Genomic DNA, 22,812 nt, shown 5'->3' with positions numbered 1-22,812 from the left:
AACCTTGAATAAGTTTGCTAAACTTGAGTAGACGATGGATCAAATTGTCAAGTCGCCGGTTGATATCTTTATTAGAATAGACCAATTTTCATTAATTGATTATCCTAAGCAGGTTCGCATTTTTACTTTATATGCTTCTATTTTTGATTTTTTTATTTGTTTTTTTGTTTTATTTTGAGATAAAAGAATTTTGTTCGTCTTTTTAATTGATCCTAATTGTTAAATCACCTACTATTGATACTCAATTTATAGGTAATGGAATGATATGAATAAAAATATAATTATTGGACTGGCGTGTTTAGTCATGTTTGGATGCAGTGAAAATAAAGTGACCGAGCAGATGCTTGTTGGTAGTTGGTCTTGTGTTTCGAATTTGAAGTCAGCTAAATGGCGTAATGGCGCTTTTGAGGATTATGGCGAAGTTAAAACTGAAAAGGGCAATATTCATTATCTGTTAGAAGGTGGCCAACTTTTATGGAAAACAGAAACAGATTCACACCCCTTTGATTTAAAAACTTTTTATGATAAACCTAAGCAGCTAAAAATAGCTCATGGCGGAATAAGAACTGTTCATAAAAGTATTGAGTATTATTCACAGAATAAATTTAAAATGGTTAATGTCTTTGAAACCATTTATCCAGAAGATAGCCTAAACAATCATAGAGAAAAAATTGAGTTTGAATGCTTACGTCGTTTTAACATATAAGTTGTATTAGGATTGAAATGATCTTTTATTTTTAATAATCCAGTTTGGTGATTTTTTATCAGCTAAAATTGCTTAATAATTTCGTTAATTAAAGGTTGTTAAAAAATCAATTGATAAAGGTAGACCTTAGGTAAACGTATCTTTGAGCAAACTAATTCCAATTTTACTATTAAAATTGTTACAATTTAATTAATCCTAGGATTTTATCGTGAATGAATAACGCTTGTAAATCAAATTAATTTTATTATTTTTAATAGATTACATTTTTATATGACTATTTTGCTCTTGATAGCTAACCAAATGGAACAAAATAAAGTTAATACCAAGCTTGATTTTTTATTGAAACCGCGTTTATATAGTAGTGATAAGTAATGTGCTTATCGCAAACATAACCTTACTGGAGAAGCTTATTATGGTACAAAAATTTGCTGCATACGGTAGTGATGTTTCAGCTGGCACTTATAAGTGTGCCGACTGTGGTTATATTTATTCAAACCAAAGTAAGAAATCTTTACCACCTTGCCCTGATTATAATAAAAAGCCGCATAGCAAAAATGGTTGGTATGTGTTGTCAGGTCAAGGTGATTCTGTGAAAGATCCTCATCCAAATAAAAAATAATTGTTTTACGTTTCATCAAAAGGTAACCAATTTGTGTTACCTTTTTGATTGTTTGCTTGCTCGTTTAATATTTGTTGTTTTAATGGCTCTAGCAAATCACGAAACCAAAACAGCGCTATGTCTTTATCCCGTTCCCTTAAATTCAGATTTTCAGTAATAACTCTTGAAAGTAATTCAGCCCGTTCAATTGTTTTTATTTTTTCTAACTCATCCATTATTTATTACCCTTTTACTGCATTTCTATACAGTTAATAATAATTACCTTTCCGACCAACTGTTAGTTGATAATATTATTGATTAATCAGAATGTTATCAATTTTTCTGGTTATTTAACAAAATGTCATTTTAGCTAACATTAACGATACATTTGGATCGGTTTTACTAATGTTGTTTTAAAAATCACTTTCAGAACAGACCTTTAAAAAAACCATTGTTTGGCTTTTAACCTAGACTAATCTGCATTTACACTATACCGTTAATTTTTTATTTTTGCTATCCCGATAAATTCAAAAAAGTCGGTGTTTGGTTAAAATAAATGTGTGAAAAGATCATTTAATTTTATCAAAGTTATATATCTTTTAATTAGTTATAATACTAACGGTTTCCATTTATTTTTTATTAAACATTTTTCTTACAAAAAATAAAGTGAGTTTAATTTGCATTTTTAGAATTGGTTTATCTTTGCAAATGATTAATTAATGGATAAATATATCGTATATTTTTTCAAATAAGCATATTATGATGGTTATGAGATGCCAGTAAAATGGAGCATTATAAAAAACGTCTTTAATAATTTTTTTCGAAAAATTAACTATTCATAATTTTATACTCAGTTTTTAGATTAAATTTATTAATTTGTAAAAAATTAGTATTGGCTTATTCTATAATTTAGTGCTTAAATATGCGTTATGACTCATAATGGATCCTTGAGTAAGTTAAGTAACGGATTATATACTTTAGACTTTTATGGATAAACTCAGTCATGTAGCTTATGGTTATTTTCTATTCGGCTTGTTCGTGAATCATATTCTTCACGGATATATTTTGCCTAATCAGCATTCATGCCTATATCCAAACAAGTTTGTCAATCGTAATATAACTCGCTGAAATAGAGATTGAAATTGATGTCATCATGGTGCATTATTCCTAGCTAATTGTAATTTATGATTGTGTTTTAATTTAACTTACAAAGTTAAATTGATTATAAAATTATATTAGTTTGAGTTTAATGTTTTTTTAATTATTTTTATCTGAGCTTAATTTATTATGAGTATTAATTTTAATTCTGGTGGAGCTAAAGTATTAGATAGAATCATTGAGGCTTATGGTTTTCGATCCAAAGTTGAATATAGCAATTATTTGGGTACATCTGCTGCAAGCTTATCCATTCGTTATAAACGAGATTTGTTTCCTTCTGATTTAGTCATTAAATGTATGGACGAAACAGGTGCATCATTACAATGGTTAGCATATGGTCAAGGAGAGTTTAATCAGATGGATACGGGCAAAGAAGTGGTTATATATGATAAAATTTTAGATAAACTAGAGCGGCTAATAGCCTTTAAAGAAAAAGGTGATATCACACCGCAAGAGTATAACGAATTGAAAAGGGCACTTATCAAAATGGGTGATGTAAATAATGAATAGTGATTAAAAACTATTAAATAATCATCTCTTTTTAAAATAAAACATTCCAATTCAATGCTAAAATAATTTTTTTAATTTTTTATTTGATAACATGACATTATAAGATGCCCACCATATTTAATTCTTTTGCTAGCTAGTCAATTTCAAATTTGTTTTTTATTTAATTGATGTTAGATGAGTTGAATATTATCAATCATTTAAATAAGGCAAATAATCTAATTCATTTAATTTGGACTAGCTATCTATTTTGCTAACTTTTTCTTCATTTTTATGATATTAGCTTAGTCATAATAGAATTGATTAATAATCGCCCAGCGTATTATTTTATTTAACTTTGTAGTCTTATTCCAGCTTGATAGAGATGAACCTTTAGCTATGCTATATATATTAACATATTGAATATATTTAAAAATTAAAGACAATTGATTTAAGCAAATTTCTATCATTAGATATCTTATTAAGATCAATTGCACAATAAAAATAGGGTAAGTTAATTAAATACTTTTTTTATAAAAAATTTTGTGTAAGATAATCATCGAATATATTAATGAATAGAATATATTGATAATAATCAGCAGTTAATAGAACACTTACTAAAAATAGTGAATGAGCATTTTTTATCGGGTAAGATTAAATAATATAATAAGGGATAGCGCAATGAAAAAATTAGCGAAATCAGCAGTGATATTGATTGGATTATTGATGTTTTCATCGGCTTATTGCGATGAATTACCGCCAGTATCTAAAGTAAGTTCGGCCATTGTTAATAGCGCAAAAAAATCGATTTTAGGTGAAAAAGGTAAGTTTCCATATAAGACGGCAGATGGTACAGAACTAACCAATATTACCGCAAATAGTAATAACATTGTATTTGAGTATAAAATTCCCGCAGATAGCCAAACCTTGCCAGTACAGGATCTTTCTGATTATTTTAGAGTTCAGCTTAAAGATGAATTTTGTAATAAGCAAGATGTTGTCAATGTCTTGAGTTTTTATGATATTCGTTTTTTATTTCGTTTCCAGTATTCTGATGATCGTAACGTACCAGCTACGCTATCGATTAAAGAAATTTGTCAGTAATATTTTTAGTTAAGAATGCGTTAGCTAATCGCTATTGGATAAGCTTTAATAAAATAATGTCCATATTTTGTAAAAGTCTTATCCAAACATAACGTATTTATTGATACCACTTCCTATTCCACATAAAAGCCCAAACTGGCTACTAGCGTATTGGTTTTCGCCAAATCTACATCGTTAATATGTTTAAATAAGGATTGACTAACTGCTCATCAAAAACTCATTATTCAAGTTATAAATCATGTATTGTAATATCATTCACAATATTCATCTATTACTGTTGGGTAAGGCAAAAGATCGCAGTCAGGCAATGACTATTACCGCATTATTGCGAATCATTTATTGTGCCAATTGTTAGTCATTGTCAATTAATTAGTCATTTTAAAGAGACATTTTGATTAACACTCATCATCACTATTTGTGTCTATTATTGGTTTGTAGACTAGTTTTTAGCAATAAATACTGCCCGCATTGGGGCAGGATAGCCTTCTACGGTTTTGGTTATGTCATTGGGATCTAAAAAATCAGCAAGTGAATCAGATGTCATCCATTCTGTTTTACGTTGTTCATCCAAGCTAGTAGTCGAAAGATCAACAAGCTTAACTTCGGTAAAACCACATTTATTGAGCCAGTTAATCATGGTGGGTACTGATGGAATAAAATAAACATTACGCATCTGAGCATAACGTTCACCGGGCATTAGCGCTTGATGCAGCTCACCATCAATGACAAGTGTTTCTAATACTAATTGCCCACCCTTAATCAGCTGATCTTTTAATTGATAGAGATGATCAAGCGGGGAACGGCGATGATATAAAACGCCCATTGAAAATACGGTATCAAAAGCATTGAGTTTGGGTAACTCTTCAATACCTAGTGGTAATAGGTGGGCTCGCTGGTCATTACCTAATAATTTACGGATTGCTTCAAATTGGCATAAATAAAGCGCCATTGGATCAATGCCCACAGCCAATTTGGCTCCAGCACCAATCATACGCCATAAATGATAACCACTATTACAGCCAACATCTAAAACTGTTTTACCTTCTAAGGTATCAATATGATTGATTAATCGTTGCCATTTCCAATCTGAACGCCACTCGGTATCAATATAAATATCATACAAATTAAAAGGTCCTTTACGCCAAGGCATCATGGTTTTTAATAACTGCGTAATCCGTAATTGTTCGCCATTAGTTAGCGGTTGTTCGGTTTTTGCTGTGACACTATGCAATAAATCAATTTGATAAGGCGTGATAGACGGTAGATGCTTAATACTGTTGAGCCATTGATTAAAGCGATTATCAATGTTTTGTTTTTGCCAATTGGCTAGTTGTGCCGGTAAAACCTCAAGCCAACGACTCAGTTTACTTTTTGCGATTATCTGGTAAAAATCACCAAAGTCGATCATGTGTTATTCCTTGTTATCTGTGTTTGCATTTATACATTATTTGATTGCGATAATAGATCCAAAATTAAAACACTGGAACCAAGTGTCTATATGATTAAACCCTGCCTGAGATAAGCGTTTTTTATGTGTTTTGATCGAATCGGTCAGCATCACATTTTCTAACATGTTTCGTTTTTGACTAATTTCAAGTTCGCTATAGCCATTCGCACGTTTAAAGTCATGATGCATATTGAACAGTAATTCATCAATAGTTGGATCACTAAAACTAAATTTTTCAGAAAGGACCAAAATACCATTAGGTTTTAATGCTTGATAGATATTATTTAAAACACGTTGACGATTGTCTGGGGTTAAAAATTGTAAGGTAAAATTAAGTACCACCATTGATGCATTTTGCATACTAATATTGCAAATATCATCACAGATGACTTCAACAGGAACTTTAGCTTTGTATGCTTCGATGTGTCGTTTACAACGTTCAACCATGGGTTCGGAATTATCTACTGCAATAATACGACAATTAGCATGATTGATATTACGTCGAATAGAGAGAGTAGCCGCACCTAAAGAGCACCCCAAATCATAAACTGTTGAATTTGGTTGAACGAATCTTTCTGCTAACATGCCAATCATTGAGATAATATTAGAATAACCAGGAACCGAACGTTGCACCATATCAGGAAAAACTTCTGCAACCTTTTCGTCAAATGTCCAATCGCCTAATTTATCAATGGGTGTCGAAAATAATTGGTCTTTTTTGATATCCATAAAAGTTATTGGTACTATAGAAATTAATTCTGTTATCATACCATTTTTTAGGTTCAATTGTTCGGGTAATTATGAGTTTTATTGCGCTTATTGCCATAGTTGTTAGCATTCTGATCGCTATCTATTTAGGCAAACGTTGGCAATTTTGGTTTAAATGTCATCCACGTGGTGTATATCAAATTGCTTATTGGTTTTTTGTTGGTATCGCGAGTTTATCTTTAGTACTTTCAAAGATATTTGATAGTTTGTCTACTTATTGGCTGCCTTTATTGGCGAATGTTACTTTCGGTTTAATTATCTGCGCTATTTTTGTCACTTTATTGTTTGATATTGTGCATAAACTTATTAAAAATAAATTTAGTCCCAATTTAGCGACCAAAATTATCTATATCATTTGTGTTCTCGCACTATTTTGTTATGGCCATGAGATGGCTTTCGAATCTAAAATTGTTAATTATCAAGTTAAAATTAATAAACCGGCTAATGTTGATCATTTACGTATTGTTCAGCTTACAGATATTCATATCAATGAATTAACTACGCATAGAATGATTCAACAAATGGTTGATAAAGTGAATAGTTTGAATGCCGATTTTATTGTTATTACTGGTGATACGTTAGATAAACGTTTAAAACCATTTATCGAGCAAGATTTTTATAAACAATTTCAGCAATTAAAATCAAAATATGGTACATATATCATTTTCGGTAATCACGAATATTTAGGTACAAAGGAACCGAATAATCGTGAACAAGATATCATTAATGCCTATCAACAAGCGAATATGAAAGTGTTAAAAGATGATATAGTTTATCTGGATGATGTCGGTATTAACCTGGTTGGGCGCGATGATTTTTCATCTGCGTTATATGATGTAAAACGGGCTTCTTTATCTGACTTGATGATGTTTACTGATACGCAAAGCCCAGTTATTTTATTGGATCATCAACCGAAAGATTTAGTTGAACCTGCTTCGTTAGGAGTGGATTTAATGATTTCAGGTCATACTCATGGTGGACAAGTGTTTCCTATTAATTTGCTCGTTGCGGCAATGTATAAAAATGCCCACGGCATCTATCAAGATAATGAGAAACCTTTTGTTAGTATTGTGAGTAGTGGTTATGGTCTTTGGGGACCGCCAATTCGTTTAATGACGCGTTCTGAAATCGCAGTTATCGATATCGATTTTGCTAAACAACCAGCATCAAGCACTAACTAAACTAATTAGGAAACAGACCTTGCCATATCAATTTATTACCAATAATGCGCAGTTAAATCAATACTGCGTAAAAATTGCCAATAGCAATGCAATTGCTTTGGATACAGAATTTGTGCGCACTCGGACTTTTTATCCTCATTTAGGATTGTTGCAAGTGTTTAATGGTGAATATGCTGCCCTGATTGATCCGCTAGCAATTACTGATTGGCAGGCTTTTTTAGCTATCTTAAATAATCCTACTATTGAAAAATATTTTCATTCTTGCAGTGAAGATATTGAAGTCTTTTTACACTTTTTTGGTTGCTTGCCAACGCCAATTATTGATAGCCAAATATTCGCTTCGTTTTTAGATAATCCAATAAGCAGTGGTTATGCCAGCTTAGTTAACAAATATTTAAATGTTGAATTAGATAAAAGTGAAACGCGTACAGACTGGTTAAAACGTCCATTAACTGAAAAGCAATGTAATTATGCTATTAATGATGTTTTGTATCTATTCCCTTTGATGAATTTACTTAAAACGCAATTAACGAAACAAGGTTATCTAACGGCAGCTTATCAAGAATGCCAAACCGTAATTAAGCGTAAGTGCGAAATCATTAATCCAGATGATGCTTATCTTAATATTAAAAACAGTTGGCAACTAAAGGGCAAAAGTTTAGGTCAATTATATAAACTCGCACGTTATCGTTATAATACCGCTAAACAAAACGATATCGCTTTAAATTTTGTCGTGAATGAAGAAACACTATTTAAAATAGCGCGTTATTCGCCAAGTTCCTTGGCTGAACTTGATAAATTAGGTATGAATGGCAAGGAAATACGGTTATATGGACAGGCTATTTTAGCTATTTTATTAGAACCTATTCCAGACATTCCACCTATTCGTCGAGTGAACTCTTACCCTAACTACAAAAATATTGCAGATAAATTAAAACAAGCAGCACAAGATATTGCTGAGCATACTGGGTTAAATCAAGATTTGTTATTATCAAGACGATTAATCAATCAGTATGTTAAATGGCAAATAGATAAAACCGATGCTTTACCTGATATTTTAGCTGGTTGGCGAAAGCCTTTATTTGAAAAATATATCGCGAATGAGCAGTAAAAATTCAAGAGTATTGTGATGGCGATTATTTTTTTAATCCAACTATAGGTAGTGTTAAATTACGATAAATCGCTAATAGGCGAATAATAAGTGTCACTGAAATACCGAGCAGGGTGGATATCTCTAACGGCAAATTAAGTGCGTTATAAGCAATGACATGTGTTGTTCCACCGATTATGCAGGCAGTTGCGTAGATATCGGTTCTAAAAACCATAGGAATATCTCTGGCAAGTACATCTCGTATAATTCCACCACCAACACCGGTCATAACGCCCATACATACTGCAATTAGGCTATTGACTTGAGAGTCAATAGCTTTGTTTACCCCAATACCGACAAATACGGCAAGACCAATTGCATCTAATACCGAAAATAACCATTTAGGAATAGTTAGGGTTGATGAATAACGCAACAACAACATGGTTATTAGTGAGGCGATAATAGCAACATATAAATCTGTTGAGTCAGTTATCCAAAAAATCGGTCCATGATTTAACACCATATCTCGAATAGTTCCACCGCCAATAGCGGTAATAACAGCTAAAACAAGTGCACCAATTGGATCCATCTCTTTTTTTGCGGCTAACAATACGCCAGAAATAGCAAATACAATAGTGCCTAAAAGGTCAAACCAAAAAAGGTAACTCACGCAAGTTCACTCAACATTGATTCTACAATCAACGATGACTGTGCAGAAGCAAGTTTTAAAAATGATTGAAAATCAATTGCTGATTCATTATCACCATTATCGGAAATTGCTCGCACCACAACAAACGGCACCTTAAAAAGCCAACATACATGACCAATTGCTGCAGCTTCCATTTCAACAGCAATTGCATCAGGAAAGGTTTGTTTTATTCTATCTAAATGGTTTTTACCATTAATAAATGCATCGCCACTACCAATCGAACCTACAATTGCATTGACGCCATGTTTTTTTATGCAGTTTTCAGCAAGTAATTGATATTTTTCAGCAGATTCAAAGGTGGCAGGGCAGCCAGACATTTGTCCTGGTAGGTATCCAAAAGCAGTTAAATCAACATCGTGATAAAAAACATCCTGTGACACAACAATATCGCCAATATTAAGTTTAGATGATAATCCTCCTGCTGAACCCGTATTAATAACGGCATCGACGTTGTAATTATTCAATAATAATGTTGTGCCCGATGCTGCTGCAACTTTACCGATACCGGATTGGAGCAATACAATGTCACAACCGGCAATTTGACCTAAATGAAAATCACATCCTAAATGGTTTTCTACACGATAGTGATTGATTTTAGTTTTTAATATAGCAACTTCTTCTTCCATTGCGGCAATAATCGCGATTTTCATTTAATCCTCTTAGCTTTGATTAACTCACTTAAATTTAGATGTGCTATCATAATTGCAGAGGATTAACTTGACAATATATCATTACAAAGGAGTGACCAAATTTGCGAACAATATTTATTACCGGTTGTTCTAGTGGTATTGGTTTGATTTCAGCGATTGCTTTAAAAAAACGTGGATATCGCGTTATTGCATCGTGTCGTAAAGCGTCTGACCAGAAAAAACTTATTGAGCAAGGGTTTGAAACAGTATTACTTGATTTAGATAATCCTGAATCAGTTAAACAGGCAGCAAAAGAGGTGTTAACATTAACTGACGGTAAATTATATGCATTATTTAATAATGCAGGTTTTGGTGTTTATGGTCGGTTAAATACCATTAATCGTGAGCAATTAGAAGCTCAATTTTCAACCAATTTTTTTGGTGTTCACCAGTTAACCCAATTACTGCTTCCTGCAATGCTTGAACAAAATGAAGGCCGAATTATTCAAACAAGCTCTATTGTGGGCATCGTAGCAACCCCTGGTCGGGGGGCTTATTCTGCAAGCAAATATGCGTTAGAAGCATGGTCAGACGTATTAAGATTAGAATTATATAAAACCAATATTAAAGTTTGTTTAATTGAACCAGGTCCCTTAAAAACCTATTTTTCCAGTAATGTTAATCAAACTGAAAAGAATAATACTATAGAAAATCCACCTATTGCTAAACGATTTACGCTTCTTCCTGAAGCGGTATTACCTTATTTATATCATGCATTAGAGAGTAATAAGCCAAAAATTCGTTACAGGGTAACAAAAGTCACTAAACTTGCTGCTATCGCTAAACGTTTGCTTCCCGATAGATTAATGGATAAAATTTTATCTAATAAATAATAAGCCGAAAAATTTAGGAAACATTTATGCAAAACCAATTTATTTTTGATGTGAATGAACACAATATTCAAGCAATTATTGAAAAGTCATCGCTATCACCGGTATTGTTTTACTTTTGGTCTGCACGAAGTCCAGAACACGAAACAATGACACAAACACTAACAAAATTAGCAAACGAATTTAATGGGCAATTTATATTAGCAAGTGTCAATTGTGATGAACAGCAAATGTTGGCGGCTCAATTTGGTTTAAGAGCAATACCAACTGTGTATCTATTCCAAAACGGCCAACCTGTAGATGGTTTTCAAGGGCCGCAATCAGAGCAAGTGATAAGGGATTTTTTAGCTAAAGTATTACCAAATGAAGATGAATTAAAATTAATCGAAGCACAATCATTATTTAATGAAGCTAAATACGAACAAGCTTTACCTTTGTTAAGACAAGCTTGGAAAGCCTTGACCGATCATCTAGGTAAGCCAAGATCTGATATTGCACTAATGCTTGCTAAATCGCAAATAGAACTCAAACAATTAAGTGAAGCAAAAGAGGTACTTAGTACTATTCCATTGCAAGATCAGGATTCCACTTTTCATGGTTTACAAGCAGAAATAGAACTACTCGAACAAGCAGCTAATTCACCTGAATTACAATTGTTGCAAGCGCAATTAGCTCAACATCCCGATAATATAGAATTAATGATTCAATTGTCTTCTCAATTAATGCAGGTAGGGCGTCATGAAGAAGCGTTAGAATTATTATATCAACCGCTGACCAAAGATCTCAATGCTGGAGGTGGGCAAGTGAAAAAAACATTGCTGGATCTATTAGCGGCTCTTGGTACCAGTAATCCTCTGGCAAGTGCTTATCGACGTAAACTTTATACATTATTATATTGATAGATAAAGTGTATCGAAAAAGATCAATATTTATTGCTATCTATTGTTTTATTGACTTTAATCATTAACAGTATAACTAACTAATAAAGTGAATTGTTTGGTATTGGTGAGTTAAACAATAGATAGCGAATAAAAAATGGTGGTTTGCTAAAAATAATAAGTAATGAAAGATTCAACAACTGTATCATTGTTGAATCTTTTTTATTTAGTGTTCAATAATGCGAGGAAAGTTTTCATCTTTGCGTAGGGTTAACACTTCAACGCCGTTATCGGTGACTAAAATAGTATGTTCATATTGTGCAGAAAGACCATGATCTTTTGTTTTAACTGTCCAACCATCTTTCATTGTGCGAGTACGCCAATCGCCGGTATTAACCATTGGCTCGATAGTGAAAGTCATTCCCGGTTTTAAAATCACTCCGCCATCGTCAGCATCATAATGTAATACCTGTGGTTCATCATGATAGACATTACCAATACCATGACCACAATATTCTCTAACTGATGAAAAACCGAATTTTTCAACATATTTTTGAATCGTTTTACCAATTTCTTTTAAACGAATACCAGGCTTAATAATTTTTATTGCTTCATATAAGCTTTCTTGAGTGACTTGACATAATTTTTCACCGGCAATGGTCGGTTTACCCGCAATATACATTCGTGAAGTATCGCCATGATAACCATCTTTAATAACAGTGACATCAATGTTAAGAATATCACCATCCTTAATTTTTTTTTCAAAACTTGGAATGCCATGACAAACTACATCATTGATTGAAATACAACTAGTATGTTTATATCCACAATAACCAATATTGGCAGGAATTGCTTTTTGAACATTAACAATATGCTCATAACAAATTTGGTCAAGTTCACCTGTACTTATACCGGGTTTAACATAAGGTTCAACTATTTCTAATACTTCAGCGGCAAGTTTACCAGCTATACGCATTTTTTCGATTTCATCGGGAGTTTTTAACTTGATAGACATTAATTCGTTCCTATAATATTAACGGCATTATCCTATCATATACCGGTATTTCGTCAAATCATAGCTATTAGTATATTTACAATGAATCGAAAAATGTTGAAATGTTTGGTAAAAAAATTAAGGTAAGCTGATGTTTTAGTATAAAATTGAATAGAAATTCTCACTCATAAAAAATTATCAATAAAATATACATTAGAAAAATAGGTTTTATCATCATGCAATGTCGCTATTATCAGCAAAAAAAGTGTTTATCGTGTCCATGGATTGAACGACCTTATCAAACACAACTCGATGAAAAACAACAACAATTGATTAAACAATTAACACCTTTCCAACCGTTAGAATTAAAAGCGCCTTTTGCCAGTGAACAAAAAGGGTTTCGTAATAAAGCAAAAATGGCAGTACTTGGAACAGTTGAAAAACCAATCTTAGGCATACAACACCAGGGACAAGCTGTTGATTTATGTGATTGTCCACTTTACAGTGATAGCATGCAAAGCATTCTTAAAATTGTACGTAGCTATATTCGTAAACAAGGAATAGTTCCCTATAATATTAATAAACGAAAAGGTGAATTGAAATTTATTATTATTACTGAAAGTGCTAGTAATAATCAAAACAGTTATATGTTGCGATTTGTCCTAAGATCCTCAAAATTTGTTGAACAAATTAAAAACACAATCAGTCAGTTACAAAATTACATACAAAATTTACACGTAGTATCAATTAATATTCAACCTAATCATGCCGCAATTTTAGAGGGTGAACAAGAATTGGTTATTACTGAAAATCCATATTTACCAATAAAATTAAATAATATTGAACTCTATATCAAATCGAAAAGTTTTTTTCAAACCAATACCTATGTTGCAGAAAATTTATATAAAACCGCAAGTGACTGGGTCACTCATTTACCAATTAACTCTATTTGGGACCTTTTTTGTGGGGTAGGTGGTTTTGGGTTAAGTTGTGTGACAAATATTGATCATACTATCTGCAATGACATTAAGTTAACAGGGATTGAAATCAGCAGTGATGCAATTGAATGTGCCAATAAATCTGCTCAAAAACTTGGGTTTAAACATTTAACTTTTAAATCACTCGATGCAACTCAATATGCCATTAATCAGCACGATATTCCTGACTTAGTGTTACTCAATCCTCCTCGACGTGGGGCAGGTAAAACGCTTATGCAATATTTAGAACAGGTTGAGCCAAATTACATTTTATATTCGAGTTGTCATTTGACGTCATTAGTAGATGATTTAAATGAATTATCTAACTATAAGATCTTAAAAACTCAATTATTTGATATGTTTCCACATACCTCTCATATGGAAATATTAGTCTTATTACAAAAAAAAGATTAGTTTTCCCATAGCCAGTTCTCAATTTTCTTTATGCTATTAACCACGCATTATTAATGGTAATTATTTTTCATCACTTTTATGAACGTTATACAAATTACCATTTTTATTGCACGACTACTTCTATTTTATTAAGCACAAAGCGTTTTTATATAACCTATTAATTTGATTGAATATAATTTATATATCGTCAACATGATAATCATTATCATATGTAAATGGTAATTATTATCATTGATAATTTTAATTAAATTTGTTAGATTAAAAAATAAAAAATGATAATTATCAAATATTGGAGCAATAGTTAATATAGTTCATATGGATAGGGTTTTTAAAACAGGATGAAAGTAAATAAAGTATTGTTAACTATTTTGGCTGCTTCAATGACATTTCAGGTTTATGCTGAAAATGATGATTTAGATACCATTACGGTAACCGCTAGTCGACAAAAGAAAGCAAAATTGGCCATTCCCGAAACGGTTGATGTGATTAATAAAAAAAATATCGAAGATCATCAAATGTCAACAATGGAAGATGTAGTTCGCTATCTTCCCGGCGTTACTGTTAGCAGACAAACCTCGGGGACTGATCCTTTTGGTAATTTAGGTGGAATTAGAATACGAGGAATGACAGGTAACCGCATACAAATGCAAGTTGATGGTGCGAGAGTCATAGAAGGGTTACAAGATGGCAACCGTAATTTTATCGATTTATCAACAATAAAAGCGGTTGAAATTGTTCGTGGTCCGGGCTCTGTATTATGGGGAGCGGACGCACTGGGCGGTGTGGTTGCCTTTAAAACATTAGATCCAAGTGATTTATTGCAGAATAAGCCTTATGCAGTGCAAATTAATGGTGCTTATGATAGTTTAAATAAACAAAATACTAAAACGGGTATGCTTGCTTTCGAATTAATGCCAAATTTAGAAGCTTTACTAAGTTTTAGTCGGCGTGATTATCAAGAAGCTAAGTTAAGAAAAGCTAAAGCTAATGGGGGAATTTGGGGGTGCCCAAGAGGGGATGAAGCCATCGGATGTAATAAACTTAATCCATTAGATGCTAAAGCAGAAAACCTGTTATCTAAGTTGGTTTTCCATAATGATAACCGCGAAACAAAATTAACTTTTGAACATTTTCGTTCAAACTCTTATGTAAAACAGCTGTATGATTATGGTTTGCAATCTTCGGGAACCTTTAATGGCGACTATAAGCGCACTCAAATACAAACACGAAAACATTATGCCATTGATGATACGTGGTCACCTTCGGTAAATTTTGTTGATCAAATAAAAACAGTGATTTCTTATTCACCCCAAGAGCGATATTTAAAATCTCACCGTGAACAGAGAGATAAGAAAAATAAACCTATCTATACTTATACTACTAATGATTATAAAGAGAAGTTTTTACAGTTTGATTTACAATTAAATTCTAGCTTTGATTTTTTAGATACAGCGCATGATTTAGTATATGGTTTTCAAGGTGATATAACCCGTAGCCATTATCGTAATGAGAGCACTAAAAATGGTGTAAAAACAATTGGTGGCGGATTTAACTTTGCCAATGCAAAAACTCGTCGAGCAGACATCTATCTTCAAGATGAATTTCATTTAATTACAGAGCGCTTTAAAATCAAACCGGGGTTACGTTATGCCACTTATGAAATCAAACCCAATATTGATGATTACTATGTGGTGATTAAAGACAAAGAGCCTCGTAAATTGACTTCACATCGTTTAATCCCACAACTCGGTACACTTTTTTCCCTTACTGATCAATATTCAATTTATGCACGTTATGCCGAAGGTTTTAAAATGCCAACGGCGCAACAGCTATATACCTCATTACCTTCGGCTTCAATGAATTTGATTCCTAATCCTAATTTAAAACCCGAAAAAGTAAAATCGTATGAGACGGGGTTACGCGGTGATTTTTCTGAAGGCTGGTTTAGTTTTGGTCTATTTAAAGCCAATTATAGTAATTATATTAAAAACTTTATTCAGGTTGGGCCTAAAGATTATACCTACAAAAATTTATCTAACGTTAATATGTGGGGGATAGAGTCATCTGCTGAGTGGCATTTTCTAGAGAATTGGTCTTTGAACGCTTCGGCCTCATACCAGTATGGTAAAAAGCAATCTTCACCTGGCGAGAAAAAATCTTACTTTAACGAAGCGATGCCTTTACAAGGTAATCTTGGCATTAAATGGCATCAACCCGACCTTAACTTAGATAGTGAGATTGTGAGTTCGTTTTCTAAAGCGGTTAGCCATGTATCAAAAGATGACGAGACAGCAGGCGACGTATTTAAACCTCAAGGGTATGCCATTTATGATGCCTATTTTAATTGGCATCCTAATCAACATATCACGTTAAGAGCCTCAGTCTTAAATATTTTCGATAAACGTTATTTTAAATGGCCTATGTTCAGTACTTATTATAAAGATCCGAAAGATAATGTGAAAGCAACCAATCCATTGGAATTGCAAACCGCACCGGGACGAACATTTGGTTTTGATATAGCGGTTAGTTTCTAAAAAATTTAAATCTAATTAATGATCAATTTTTGTTTAAAGAATTGATCATATTGATGAGTAATAGGCAGTATAGAGAGTAAAGATGTTGCAAACCTTAAAAAATATTTTTTTGCTCATTAAGTTATGTTGCAATACAAAACAAGGTAAGTTGGGATTTGGTTATGCATTTATTGTCATTAGCTTGAATATTATTCTAATAAAAATCAGCCTCGAAATGATAGGTTGGAATAAAAACTTCTATAATGCATTAGAAAAGTATGATATGCAGGGTGTTTTAAATCAAATAATGGTTTTTATTTTATTAACTTTTTTAGGGGCGATGACTTATCTTATTGCTGATTATTTAAAAAAAGTTTTGACTATTACTTGGCGTAATACACTTAATAATAAGATTTTAGATTATTGGATTGATAATAGAGCTTATTGGTATCTTAATAACAAACAACAAAAAATTGATAATCCAGATCAAAGGATAGCTGAAGATTGTCAGTTATTTGTTGAGAAATTAACCAATGAAGGGTTTTCATTTATTACACAGTTAATAGGACTTTTTTCTTATTTTGTCTTGTTATGGCAAATTACCGACAGTTTTGTATTAGCTTTTAGTATTTGCGGTATCAATATCAGTATTTCTCATTATCTGATTTGGTTAGCGCCGTTGTATGTATTATTTTGCTCATGCCTTGCCCATTGGTTAGGAAGACCTTTAAAAAAACTCTTAGTTGAACAACAACATAAAGAAGCAAATTATCGTTTTGCTTTAACGCGGTTTCGAGAATCGAAAGAGCCTATTGTTTTATTAAAAGGTGAAAATGTTGAAAAGCAAATTTTAAATCAGTATTTCGATGAAATAAAAAACAATTGGTATCAATTAATTAAGCGTCAATTACGATTAGGTTGTTTCACAAGACCTTATAATTTGACTGTACTTCAAATTCCCACTTTTTTTGCATTACCGATTTATTTGATTGGCAAAGTCAGTTTAGGTTCATTGATGCAAATTAGCAAAACTTTTAGTAATGTTGTGGTTAATTTATCTTGGTTTATTTTTAATTATAATAAATTGGCTGAACTGATTGCTTGTAGTCACCGGTTGTGTCAATTTGTCAAATATACGCAATCTGTCACGGAAATACATCGTCAATCCGATCAACCTGAAGATACGATAAATACTCTGCAAATTAACAATTTGATCATAAAAACTCCGCAGGGCAAAGTTTTACTTAAATGCCCAACATTTCAGCTAAACCAAGGTGAATCGGTAATTTTGTCTGGCGTATCTGGAGTGGGAAAATCGACACTGTTAAAAATATTATCTGGCATTTATCCTTATTATGAAGGAACAGTGCAATTACCCGCATCAAAAATACTCTTTTTATCTCAGACACCTTACTTTCCAATAGGTGGATTAGCGCATGCAGTTAGCTATCCCGAGCCTTTACTCGAAAAAAATTTAACACATATTAAAGCACTTTTATTAGTAGTTGGTTTTTCGTCAGAAAATATCGAAAATCAATTACTTGATTGTGATTTTAACAAACTATCTGGTGGTGAAAAGCAGCGCTTAGTAATCGCCAGAATATTGATGCAAAAACCTGATTGGATATTTATGGACGAAACAACCAATGCCCTCGATAAAAAATCAGAACAACAACTATTACAATTATTACAACGTAAGTTACCCTCAAGTAGCTTTATTATTATTTCACATACAGATGTCTCAAATTATTTTACCAATTGTTATCAATTGATTTTATAACACATGACAGTAAACATAATTTGAAGATTAAATTAAAATAAAAAAGGAGTTTTTCTATGGCTGAGTCCACAAATGATCTTGTACATAATACTTTAAATAGTTTGCATGAGTCAGTTTTAACCTTGATATTATCAACAATAAATAAAGATACTGGTATTGAAACTAGCTATTCACCTTACTTTTTTGATGGGAATGATTACTATATTCTGATCTCTAATTTGGCGCCTCATAGTCAAAATATTAAAACAAATCCTAACCTATCGTTTTTAATTATTGAGGATGAAACAAACACTAAAAACATTTATGCTCGTAGGCGTATAACATCACAAGCGACAGCTAAGATCATAGAAAGAAGTTCAGATGTGTTTGAACACATTATTGATAATTTGGCTAAGCGAGTCAGTAAAATGGTTTATATGTTGGCTGAAATGAATGATTTCAATTTATACAAAATCACACCAACAGTGGGTCGCGTTGTAATTGGTTTTGGCCGAACATTTATTTACGATCATCAAACCAAAGTGATAACGCCAGTTGATGAAAGCTATCTTGCTAATCAAAAAGCACAACAATAAAAGTAAAATCAGGGTTCAGTTTTAAAAATAGTTAAAATTGAGTAGGCTAATAAAGTCTACTCAATTTATAAACAAATAATAACGTTGTATTTTATTTTCTATCTATCAACATCTACACATTAACCGTTTGATTATTGGAATCGGCACTTTGTTCAATCAATGTTACCGTTTTTGCCGATTAACTCTATAAAAGCTTATTTAATGATTTTAATAATATCAAAATTGCATTTAGCATAAGGCAAATTGTGTTAATATGATATTAATAAAAAATATGATTAAGGAAGCACTAAACTATGATTCCTGATGTTTCTAAAGCACTCAACTGGTTAGAAAAGCATTATACTATTTTACAAGGTATTCAACGTGGTGTTGAACGTGAAACGTTGCGTATTTTACCTGATGGTACATTATCTAAGACCCCGTTTCCTAATAAAATTGGAGCTGCTTTAACTCATCCATGGATCACAACAGATTTTGCCGAATCGATGTTGGAATTTATTACGCCAGTTAATACCAACATCGATTATATGCTAACGTTTTTACGTGATTTACATCGTTACGCTAGTGTCAATATTGGTGATGAAATGATGTGGCCTTTAAGCATGCCGTGCTTTGTCGCAAATGAAGATGACATTATTTTAGCGCAATATGGTAAATCAAATGAAGGACGCTTCAAAACAACATATCGAGAAGGTTTAAAAAATCGCTATGGCGCGATGATGCAAACCATATCTGGCGTGCATTATAATTTTTCATTACCAATGGCTTTTTGGCAAGCTCGTGATGGTGTTAAAAATAGTGAAGAAGGTAAAGCGGTCATTTCTGAAGGCTATTTTAGATTAATTCGTAATTATTATCGTTTTGGTTGGGTCATTCCTTTTTTGTTTGGTGCATCACCCTCTATGTGTTCTTCTTTCATTCAAGATCCCCAAAAAGCCAAAGCGTTTATTGAACAAACCAATGGTAATTGCTATTTACCTTATGCGACCTCATTAAGATTGAGTGATATAGGGTATACCAATAATGCTCAAAAACAATTAGGTATTACTTTTAATCATCTTGAGACTTATGCCGAAGGATTAAAACGAGCAACGCAAACTAAATCCCCAGAATTTGCAAAATTAGGTATCAAAGTTGACGGTCACTACCGTCAATTAAATGATCATGTATTACAGATAGAGAATGAATTCTATGCGCCAATTCGACCAAAACGCGTGCCTAGGGCTGGTGAAACCCCATCAGATGCTTTATTACGTGGTGGAATAGAATACATTGAAGTTAGAGCCTTAGATGTAAACCCATTCTCACCGATTGGTATTACTGAGGAGCAAATTCGTTTTATTGATCTATTTTTAATATGGTGTGCCTTAGCACCCGCACCCGAAATGAGTAGCCAAGAGCTTGAATGTGCAAAATTAAACTGGAATCGTGTTGTCATAGAAGGGCGTAAACCTGGGCTTGAAATTGGTATAGGTTGTGATAGTTATCATGAGCCGCTTTCTAAAGTTGGTCATGATTTATTTAAAGACTTACTGCGTGTTGCTGATGTTTTAGATCATAAAGATGATCAACAGCAATATCGTAAAGTTTGTGAACGATTAGAATTGATGTTTGATCAGCCAGAGCTAACACTTTCAGCAAGAACATTACAGGCTATTAGTGATTTAGGTACGTCTGAATTTGGTTTAGTACTTGCAACTCAATATAAAAAACAACTTATTACCGAACCACTATCGTTATTAACCGATGGTGATTTTGTTCAGCAACGTATTTTATCTATTGAAAAACAGCAAAAGAAAGAGCAAAGTGATACATTATCATTTGATGATTATTTGAAACAAAAAATGACCGTTTAGTATGTTTAAAAATCGTGATTATACATTAAGATATCAAGGAAATAATGATGTTGAATTGATTTTACCTAATCATCATATCATCGTAAATCAACCTTTAATTGACCAAAACTCTTTTTCAGTTTTAGTTTGGAATATTTTCAAGCAAAAAAGGGCGGATTGTATTCAAATTTTGGAGCAATATGCAAAAAGTACCAAAATAATCTTATTACAAGAGGCCCAAACCACACCACAATTATTAAACTTTATTGCAAAGCATAATAAAATAGCTGATCATGTTCCGGCTTATTGTTTAAATGATATCTATGCAGGCGTTATGACCATAACTGATAGTTTACCTACTGCCTTATTATCTTTTAAAGAGAGAGAGCCACTAATTAGAGTACCTAAGTCAGCATTAATTACCTATTACCCGATTGAGCACTCTTTAGAGCAATTATTAGTCGCCAATATACATGCTATTAATTTTAGTTTGGGGGTAAAAGTTTATCGCCAACAAATGTTCATATTGTTAAATCGTATTAAAGAACATCATGGACCGGTCATTTTGGCTGGGGATTTTAATGCGTGGAGTCGTCAACGTTTAAATCTTTTATATCATCTGATTCGTTCTATAGGATTGAAACCGGTCAATTTTTCTGTCGATATTCGAAAAACATTTATGGGCAGACCGTTAGATTTTATCTTTTATCGAGGATTACAACTTGATGCGGCTGAAATTATTAGTACAACGGCATCCGATCATAATCCTCTATTAGTGAATTTTAGATTGGGTTTGCATTAGCAAGGTTGATAGTTAAAATATCGCCTTCTTTTACACGCGAATTTTTTAACTTATTCCACTCAAGTATATCGGTAATTTTTACACGATAATTTTGTGCGATAGAGTAAAGGTTATCACCCGCTTTAACAAGGTAGGTAATTTTTTTACTGCTATTACCATTTTTACCTAAAATAGAATTAACCGTTTTATTATTTGTTGAACTATACTTAATCGTTGACGATTTCACTTCAAATGGCATTGTAGCATGCGGTACGTCTTGTAATAGTTCAGTTATTTCATTAGCAACCAGATTCTCTGCTTGTAATTTTTTAAATAAATCTTCAGCATGAACATAAGGAACTAGCAGATGGAAAGGACCATTTACTGTTTGTTGTACATACCCTGCATTATATGTCATTAAATCATTGAGTGATAACCCAGTATATTGGGCAATTTTAGCCAATGAGATATTTTTAGACATATCGATTCGAACTAAAGAATTTTCATAATTACAATCGGGTAATTTAATACCATATTGTTGATTATTTTTTACAATATCAATGATGGCTAAAATCTTAGGTACATAGTGCATGGTTTCACTAGGTAAATCTAAAGACCAATAATTGATTGGTAAACCTTTAGCTTGATTTTTTTCTATTGCTTTTCTAACTCGACCTTCACCCGCATTATAAGCAGCAAGAGTTAATAACCAATCACCATTAAATTTGCTATTAAGGTTTTGTAATAGTGATATAGCTGAATTAGTTGATGCAATCAAATCACGGCGACCATCAAAGTAATTGCTTTGCTTTAATCCATATTCTTTGGCTGTAATTGGCACAAATTGCCACAATCCCGCAGCTTGAGCAGAGGAGGTTGCCATCGGATCGTATGAACTTTCAATTAAAGGAATTAATGCCAACTCAACCGGTAAATTATTTTTACGTAATTGGTTGATAATATAGTATACATAAGGTTCAGAACGTAGTGCGATAGTTTCAAATCCTTGAGGATCACGTAATAAACGTTCTCTTTCAGCTTTAATTCGACTATTCTCTGGCACATTAACATTGATTTGCGCTAACATAAATTGCCAAGGATTTTGAGTCACTGATGAGTAATTTACACCACCACTTTTGATACTCGTTGTCATTATTGATTTAGAGTTGTGCTTTTTATAAGTGCTATTATAGCGAGCTCCGTGATTTTGACATGCACCTAAAAAAGAACATAACACAGTAAAAATTATTAACTTTTTCATTAGTTTACAAGATTTAACATGAATTTAAGTTGAGTATT

Annotated in this window: 21 protein-coding genes; 14 read left to right on the top strand and 7 right to left on the bottom strand. The window is 32.5% G+C overall.

Annotated elements, in window-relative coordinates:
* The first annotated feature begins 265 nt into the window (after positions 1 to 265).
* Together J3U56_RS10495 and J3U56_RS10490 are read left to right on the top strand one after the other, a co-directional pair.
* Positions 266 to 706 (top strand): hypothetical protein, encoded by a 441-nt coding sequence (locus tag J3U56_RS10495; RefSeq protein WP_267367616.1) that lies wholly within the window; start codon positions 266 to 268, stop codon positions 704 to 706.
* A gap of 412 nt (positions 707 to 1,118) precedes the next feature.
* Positions 1,119 to 1,325, top strand: coding sequence for a hypothetical protein (locus J3U56_RS10490; RefSeq protein WP_065632932.1), 207 nt, complete (start codon positions 1,119 to 1,121; stop codon positions 1,323 to 1,325).
* Positions 1,326 to 1,330: 5 nt separating this feature from the next.
* On the opposite strand, the gene J3U56_RS10485 is transcribed toward J3U56_RS10490, so the two are convergent.
* Positions 1,331 to 1,540 (bottom strand): hypothetical protein, encoded by a 210-nt coding sequence (locus J3U56_RS10485; RefSeq protein ID WP_065632933.1) that lies wholly within the window; start codon positions 1,538 to 1,540, stop codon positions 1,331 to 1,333.
* A gap of 1,051 nt (positions 1,541 to 2,591) precedes the next feature.
* On the opposite strand from J3U56_RS10485, the gene J3U56_RS10480 reads away from it, so the two are divergent.
* Both J3U56_RS10480 and J3U56_RS10475 read left to right on the top strand, forming a co-directional pair.
* On the top strand, positions 2,592 to 2,972 hold the full coding sequence (locus tag J3U56_RS10480) for a helix-turn-helix transcriptional regulator (protein WP_267367614.1): 381 nt from the start codon (positions 2,592 to 2,594) through the stop codon (positions 2,970 to 2,972).
* A gap of 657 nt (positions 2,973 to 3,629) precedes the next feature.
* Entirely contained in the window at positions 3,630 to 4,052 is a 423-nt protein-coding gene (locus J3U56_RS10475) for a hypothetical protein (protein WP_065634168.1), read from the top strand.
* A gap of 439 nt (positions 4,053 to 4,491) precedes the next feature.
* Here the strand turns inward: J3U56_RS10475 and cmoB are convergent, their stop codons facing one another.
* Both cmoB and cmoA read right to left on the bottom strand, forming a co-directional pair.
* Positions 4,492 to 5,460, bottom strand: a complete 969-nt coding sequence (gene cmoB, locus J3U56_RS10470) for a tRNA 5-methoxyuridine(34)/uridine 5-oxyacetic acid(34) synthase CmoB (protein ID WP_267332803.1) — start codon at positions 5,458 to 5,460, stop codon at positions 4,492 to 4,494.
* 36 nt (positions 5,461 to 5,496) lie between these two features.
* A complete protein-coding gene (gene cmoA / locus J3U56_RS10465; protein WP_267332804.1) occupies positions 5,497 to 6,267 on the bottom strand; it encodes a carboxy-S-adenosyl-L-methionine synthase CmoA in 771 nt (256 codons plus the stop codon).
* Positions 6,268 to 6,299: 32 nt separating this feature from the next.
* Between cmoA and J3U56_RS10460 the strand changes: the two genes are divergently transcribed.
* Together J3U56_RS10460 and rnd are read left to right on the top strand one after the other, a co-directional pair.
* Positions 6,300 to 7,448, top strand: coding sequence for a metallophosphoesterase (locus tag J3U56_RS10460; protein WP_267367610.1), 1,149 nt, complete (start codon positions 6,300 to 6,302; stop codon positions 7,446 to 7,448).
* 19 nt (positions 7,449 to 7,467) lie between these two features.
* The gene (gene rnd, locus J3U56_RS10455; protein WP_267367607.1) at positions 7,468 to 8,559 is read left to right on the top strand and encodes a ribonuclease D; all 1,092 of its coding nucleotides are present in this window, start codon (positions 7,468 to 7,470) and stop codon (positions 8,557 to 8,559) included.
* A gap of 25 nt (positions 8,560 to 8,584) precedes the next feature.
* Here rnd and J3U56_RS10450 read toward each other — a convergent pair whose 3' ends face one another.
* Complete coding sequence (locus J3U56_RS10450; RefSeq protein ID WP_267332807.1) at positions 8,585 to 9,208, bottom strand: TRIC cation channel family protein; 624 nt, start codon at positions 9,206 to 9,208, stop codon at positions 8,585 to 8,587.
* The gene (locus tag J3U56_RS10445; protein ID WP_267332808.1) at positions 9,205 to 9,897 is read right to left on the bottom strand and encodes a 5'-methylthioadenosine/adenosylhomocysteine nucleosidase; all 693 of its coding nucleotides are present in this window, start codon (positions 9,895 to 9,897) and stop codon (positions 9,205 to 9,207) included. The genes J3U56_RS10450 and J3U56_RS10445 overlap by 4 nt, the downstream gene beginning before the upstream one ends.
* Before the next feature lie 101 nt (positions 9,898 to 9,998).
* Between J3U56_RS10445 and J3U56_RS10440 the strand changes: the two genes are divergently transcribed.
* Both J3U56_RS10440 and J3U56_RS10435 read left to right on the top strand, forming a co-directional pair.
* Entirely contained in the window at positions 9,999 to 10,769 is a 771-nt protein-coding gene (locus tag J3U56_RS10440) for an SDR family oxidoreductase (RefSeq protein WP_267332809.1), read from the top strand.
* Positions 10,770 to 10,795: 26 nt separating this feature from the next.
* A complete protein-coding gene (locus J3U56_RS10435) occupies positions 10,796 to 11,665 on the top strand; it encodes a co-chaperone YbbN (protein ID WP_267367604.1) in 870 nt (289 codons plus the stop codon).
* 205 nt (positions 11,666 to 11,870) lie between these two features.
* Here the strand turns inward: J3U56_RS10435 and map are convergent, their stop codons facing one another.
* A complete protein-coding gene (gene map / locus J3U56_RS10430) occupies positions 11,871 to 12,659 on the bottom strand; it encodes a type I methionyl aminopeptidase (RefSeq protein ID WP_065634177.1) in 789 nt (262 codons plus the stop codon).
* Between the two features lie 215 nt (positions 12,660 to 12,874).
* Between map and rlmC the strand changes: the two genes are divergently transcribed.
* The 6 genes from rlmC (at position 12,875) to J3U56_RS10400 (ending at position 21,534) form a co-directional block, all read left to right on the top strand.
* On the top strand, positions 12,875 to 14,029 hold the full coding sequence (rlmC, locus tag J3U56_RS10425) for a 23S rRNA (uracil(747)-C(5))-methyltransferase RlmC (RefSeq protein ID WP_267347740.1): 1,155 nt from the start codon (positions 12,875 to 12,877) through the stop codon (positions 14,027 to 14,029).
* Positions 14,030 to 14,367: 338 nt separating this feature from the next.
* On the top strand, positions 14,368 to 16,563 hold the full coding sequence (locus tag J3U56_RS10420; protein ID WP_267347739.1) for a TonB-dependent hemoglobin/transferrin/lactoferrin family receptor: 2,196 nt from the start codon (positions 14,368 to 14,370) through the stop codon (positions 16,561 to 16,563).
* An 82-nt stretch (positions 16,564 to 16,645) separates the two neighbouring features.
* Positions 16,646 to 18,322, top strand: a complete 1,677-nt coding sequence (locus J3U56_RS10415) for an ABC transporter ATP-binding protein/permease (RefSeq protein WP_267332813.1) — start codon at positions 16,646 to 16,648, stop codon at positions 18,320 to 18,322.
* A 56-nt stretch (positions 18,323 to 18,378) separates the two neighbouring features.
* Complete coding sequence (locus J3U56_RS10410) at positions 18,379 to 18,897, top strand: HugZ family protein (RefSeq protein ID WP_267347736.1); 519 nt, start codon at positions 18,379 to 18,381, stop codon at positions 18,895 to 18,897.
* A 293-nt stretch (positions 18,898 to 19,190) separates the two neighbouring features.
* On the top strand, positions 19,191 to 20,753 hold the full coding sequence (gene gshA, locus J3U56_RS10405; RefSeq protein WP_267332815.1) for a glutamate--cysteine ligase: 1,563 nt from the start codon (positions 19,191 to 19,193) through the stop codon (positions 20,751 to 20,753).
* Position 20,754: 1 nt separating this feature from the next.
* On the top strand, positions 20,755 to 21,534 hold the full coding sequence (locus J3U56_RS10400; RefSeq protein ID WP_267332816.1) for an endonuclease/exonuclease/phosphatase family protein: 780 nt from the start codon (positions 20,755 to 20,757) through the stop codon (positions 21,532 to 21,534).
* On the opposite strand, the gene J3U56_RS10395 is transcribed toward J3U56_RS10400, so the two are convergent.
* Positions 21,515 to 22,774, bottom strand: coding sequence for a transglycosylase SLT domain-containing protein (locus tag J3U56_RS10395; RefSeq protein WP_267332817.1), 1,260 nt, complete (start codon positions 22,772 to 22,774; stop codon positions 21,515 to 21,517). The two genes, J3U56_RS10400 and J3U56_RS10395, sit on opposite strands and share 20 nt — an antisense overlap.
* Positions 22,775 to 22,812 lie beyond the last annotated feature (38 nt).

The organism is Gilliamella sp. B2824 (genome assembly GCF_026536245.1).
GTDB lineage: Bacteria > Pseudomonadota > Gammaproteobacteria > Enterobacterales > Orbaceae > Gilliamella.
Note: the sequence above shows the minus strand (reverse complement) of the source record. Positions and strands in the feature narration are given on the sequence as shown.

Excerpts from the sequence above, each read along its gene's own strand:
- J3U56_RS10495 (WP_267367616.1), top strand. The coding sequence starts at position 266 with ATGAATAAAAATATAATTATTGGACTGGCGTGTTTAGTCATGTTTGGA.
- J3U56_RS10490 (WP_065632932.1), top strand. The coding sequence starts at position 1,119 with ATGGTACAAAAATTTGCTGCATACGGTAGTGATGTTTCAGCTGGCACT.
- J3U56_RS10485 (WP_065632933.1), bottom strand. The coding sequence starts at position 1,540 with ATGGATGAGTTAGAAAAAATAAAAACAATTGAACGGGCTGAATTACTT.
- J3U56_RS10480 (WP_267367614.1), top strand. The coding sequence starts at position 2,592 with ATGAGTATTAATTTTAATTCTGGTGGAGCTAAAGTATTAGATAGAATC.
- J3U56_RS10475 (WP_065634168.1), top strand. The coding sequence starts at position 3,630 with ATGAAAAAATTAGCGAAATCAGCAGTGATATTGATTGGATTATTGATG.
- cmoB (WP_267332803.1), bottom strand. The coding sequence starts at position 5,460 with ATGATCGACTTTGGTGATTTTTACCAGATAATCGCAAAAAGTAAACTG.
- cmoA (WP_267332804.1), bottom strand. The coding sequence starts at position 6,267 with ATGATAACAGAATTAATTTCTATAGTACCAATAACTTTTATGGATATC.
- J3U56_RS10460 (WP_267367610.1), top strand. The coding sequence starts at position 6,300 with ATGAGTTTTATTGCGCTTATTGCCATAGTTGTTAGCATTCTGATCGCT.
- J3U56_RS10445 (WP_267332808.1), bottom strand. The coding sequence starts at position 9,897 with ATGAAAATCGCGATTATTGCCGCAATGGAAGAAGAAGTTGCTATATTA.
- J3U56_RS10435 (WP_267367604.1), top strand. The coding sequence starts at position 10,796 with ATGCAAAACCAATTTATTTTTGATGTGAATGAACACAATATTCAAGCA.
- map (WP_065634177.1), bottom strand. The coding sequence starts at position 12,659 with ATGTCTATCAAGTTAAAAACTCCCGATGAAATCGAAAAAATGCGTATA.
- rlmC (WP_267347740.1), top strand. The coding sequence starts at position 12,875 with ATGCAATGTCGCTATTATCAGCAAAAAAAGTGTTTATCGTGTCCATGG.
- J3U56_RS10420 (WP_267347739.1), top strand. The coding sequence starts at position 14,368 with ATGAAAGTAAATAAAGTATTGTTAACTATTTTGGCTGCTTCAATGACA.
- J3U56_RS10415 (WP_267332813.1), top strand. The coding sequence starts at position 16,646 with ATGTTGCAAACCTTAAAAAATATTTTTTTGCTCATTAAGTTATGTTGC.
- J3U56_RS10410 (WP_267347736.1), top strand. The coding sequence starts at position 18,379 with ATGGCTGAGTCCACAAATGATCTTGTACATAATACTTTAAATAGTTTG.
- gshA (WP_267332815.1), top strand. The coding sequence starts at position 19,191 with ATGATTCCTGATGTTTCTAAAGCACTCAACTGGTTAGAAAAGCATTAT.
- J3U56_RS10400 (WP_267332816.1), top strand. The coding sequence starts at position 20,755 with ATGTTTAAAAATCGTGATTATACATTAAGATATCAAGGAAATAATGAT.
- J3U56_RS10395 (WP_267332817.1), bottom strand. The coding sequence starts at position 22,774 with ATGAAAAAGTTAATAATTTTTACTGTGTTATGTTCTTTTTTAGGTGCA.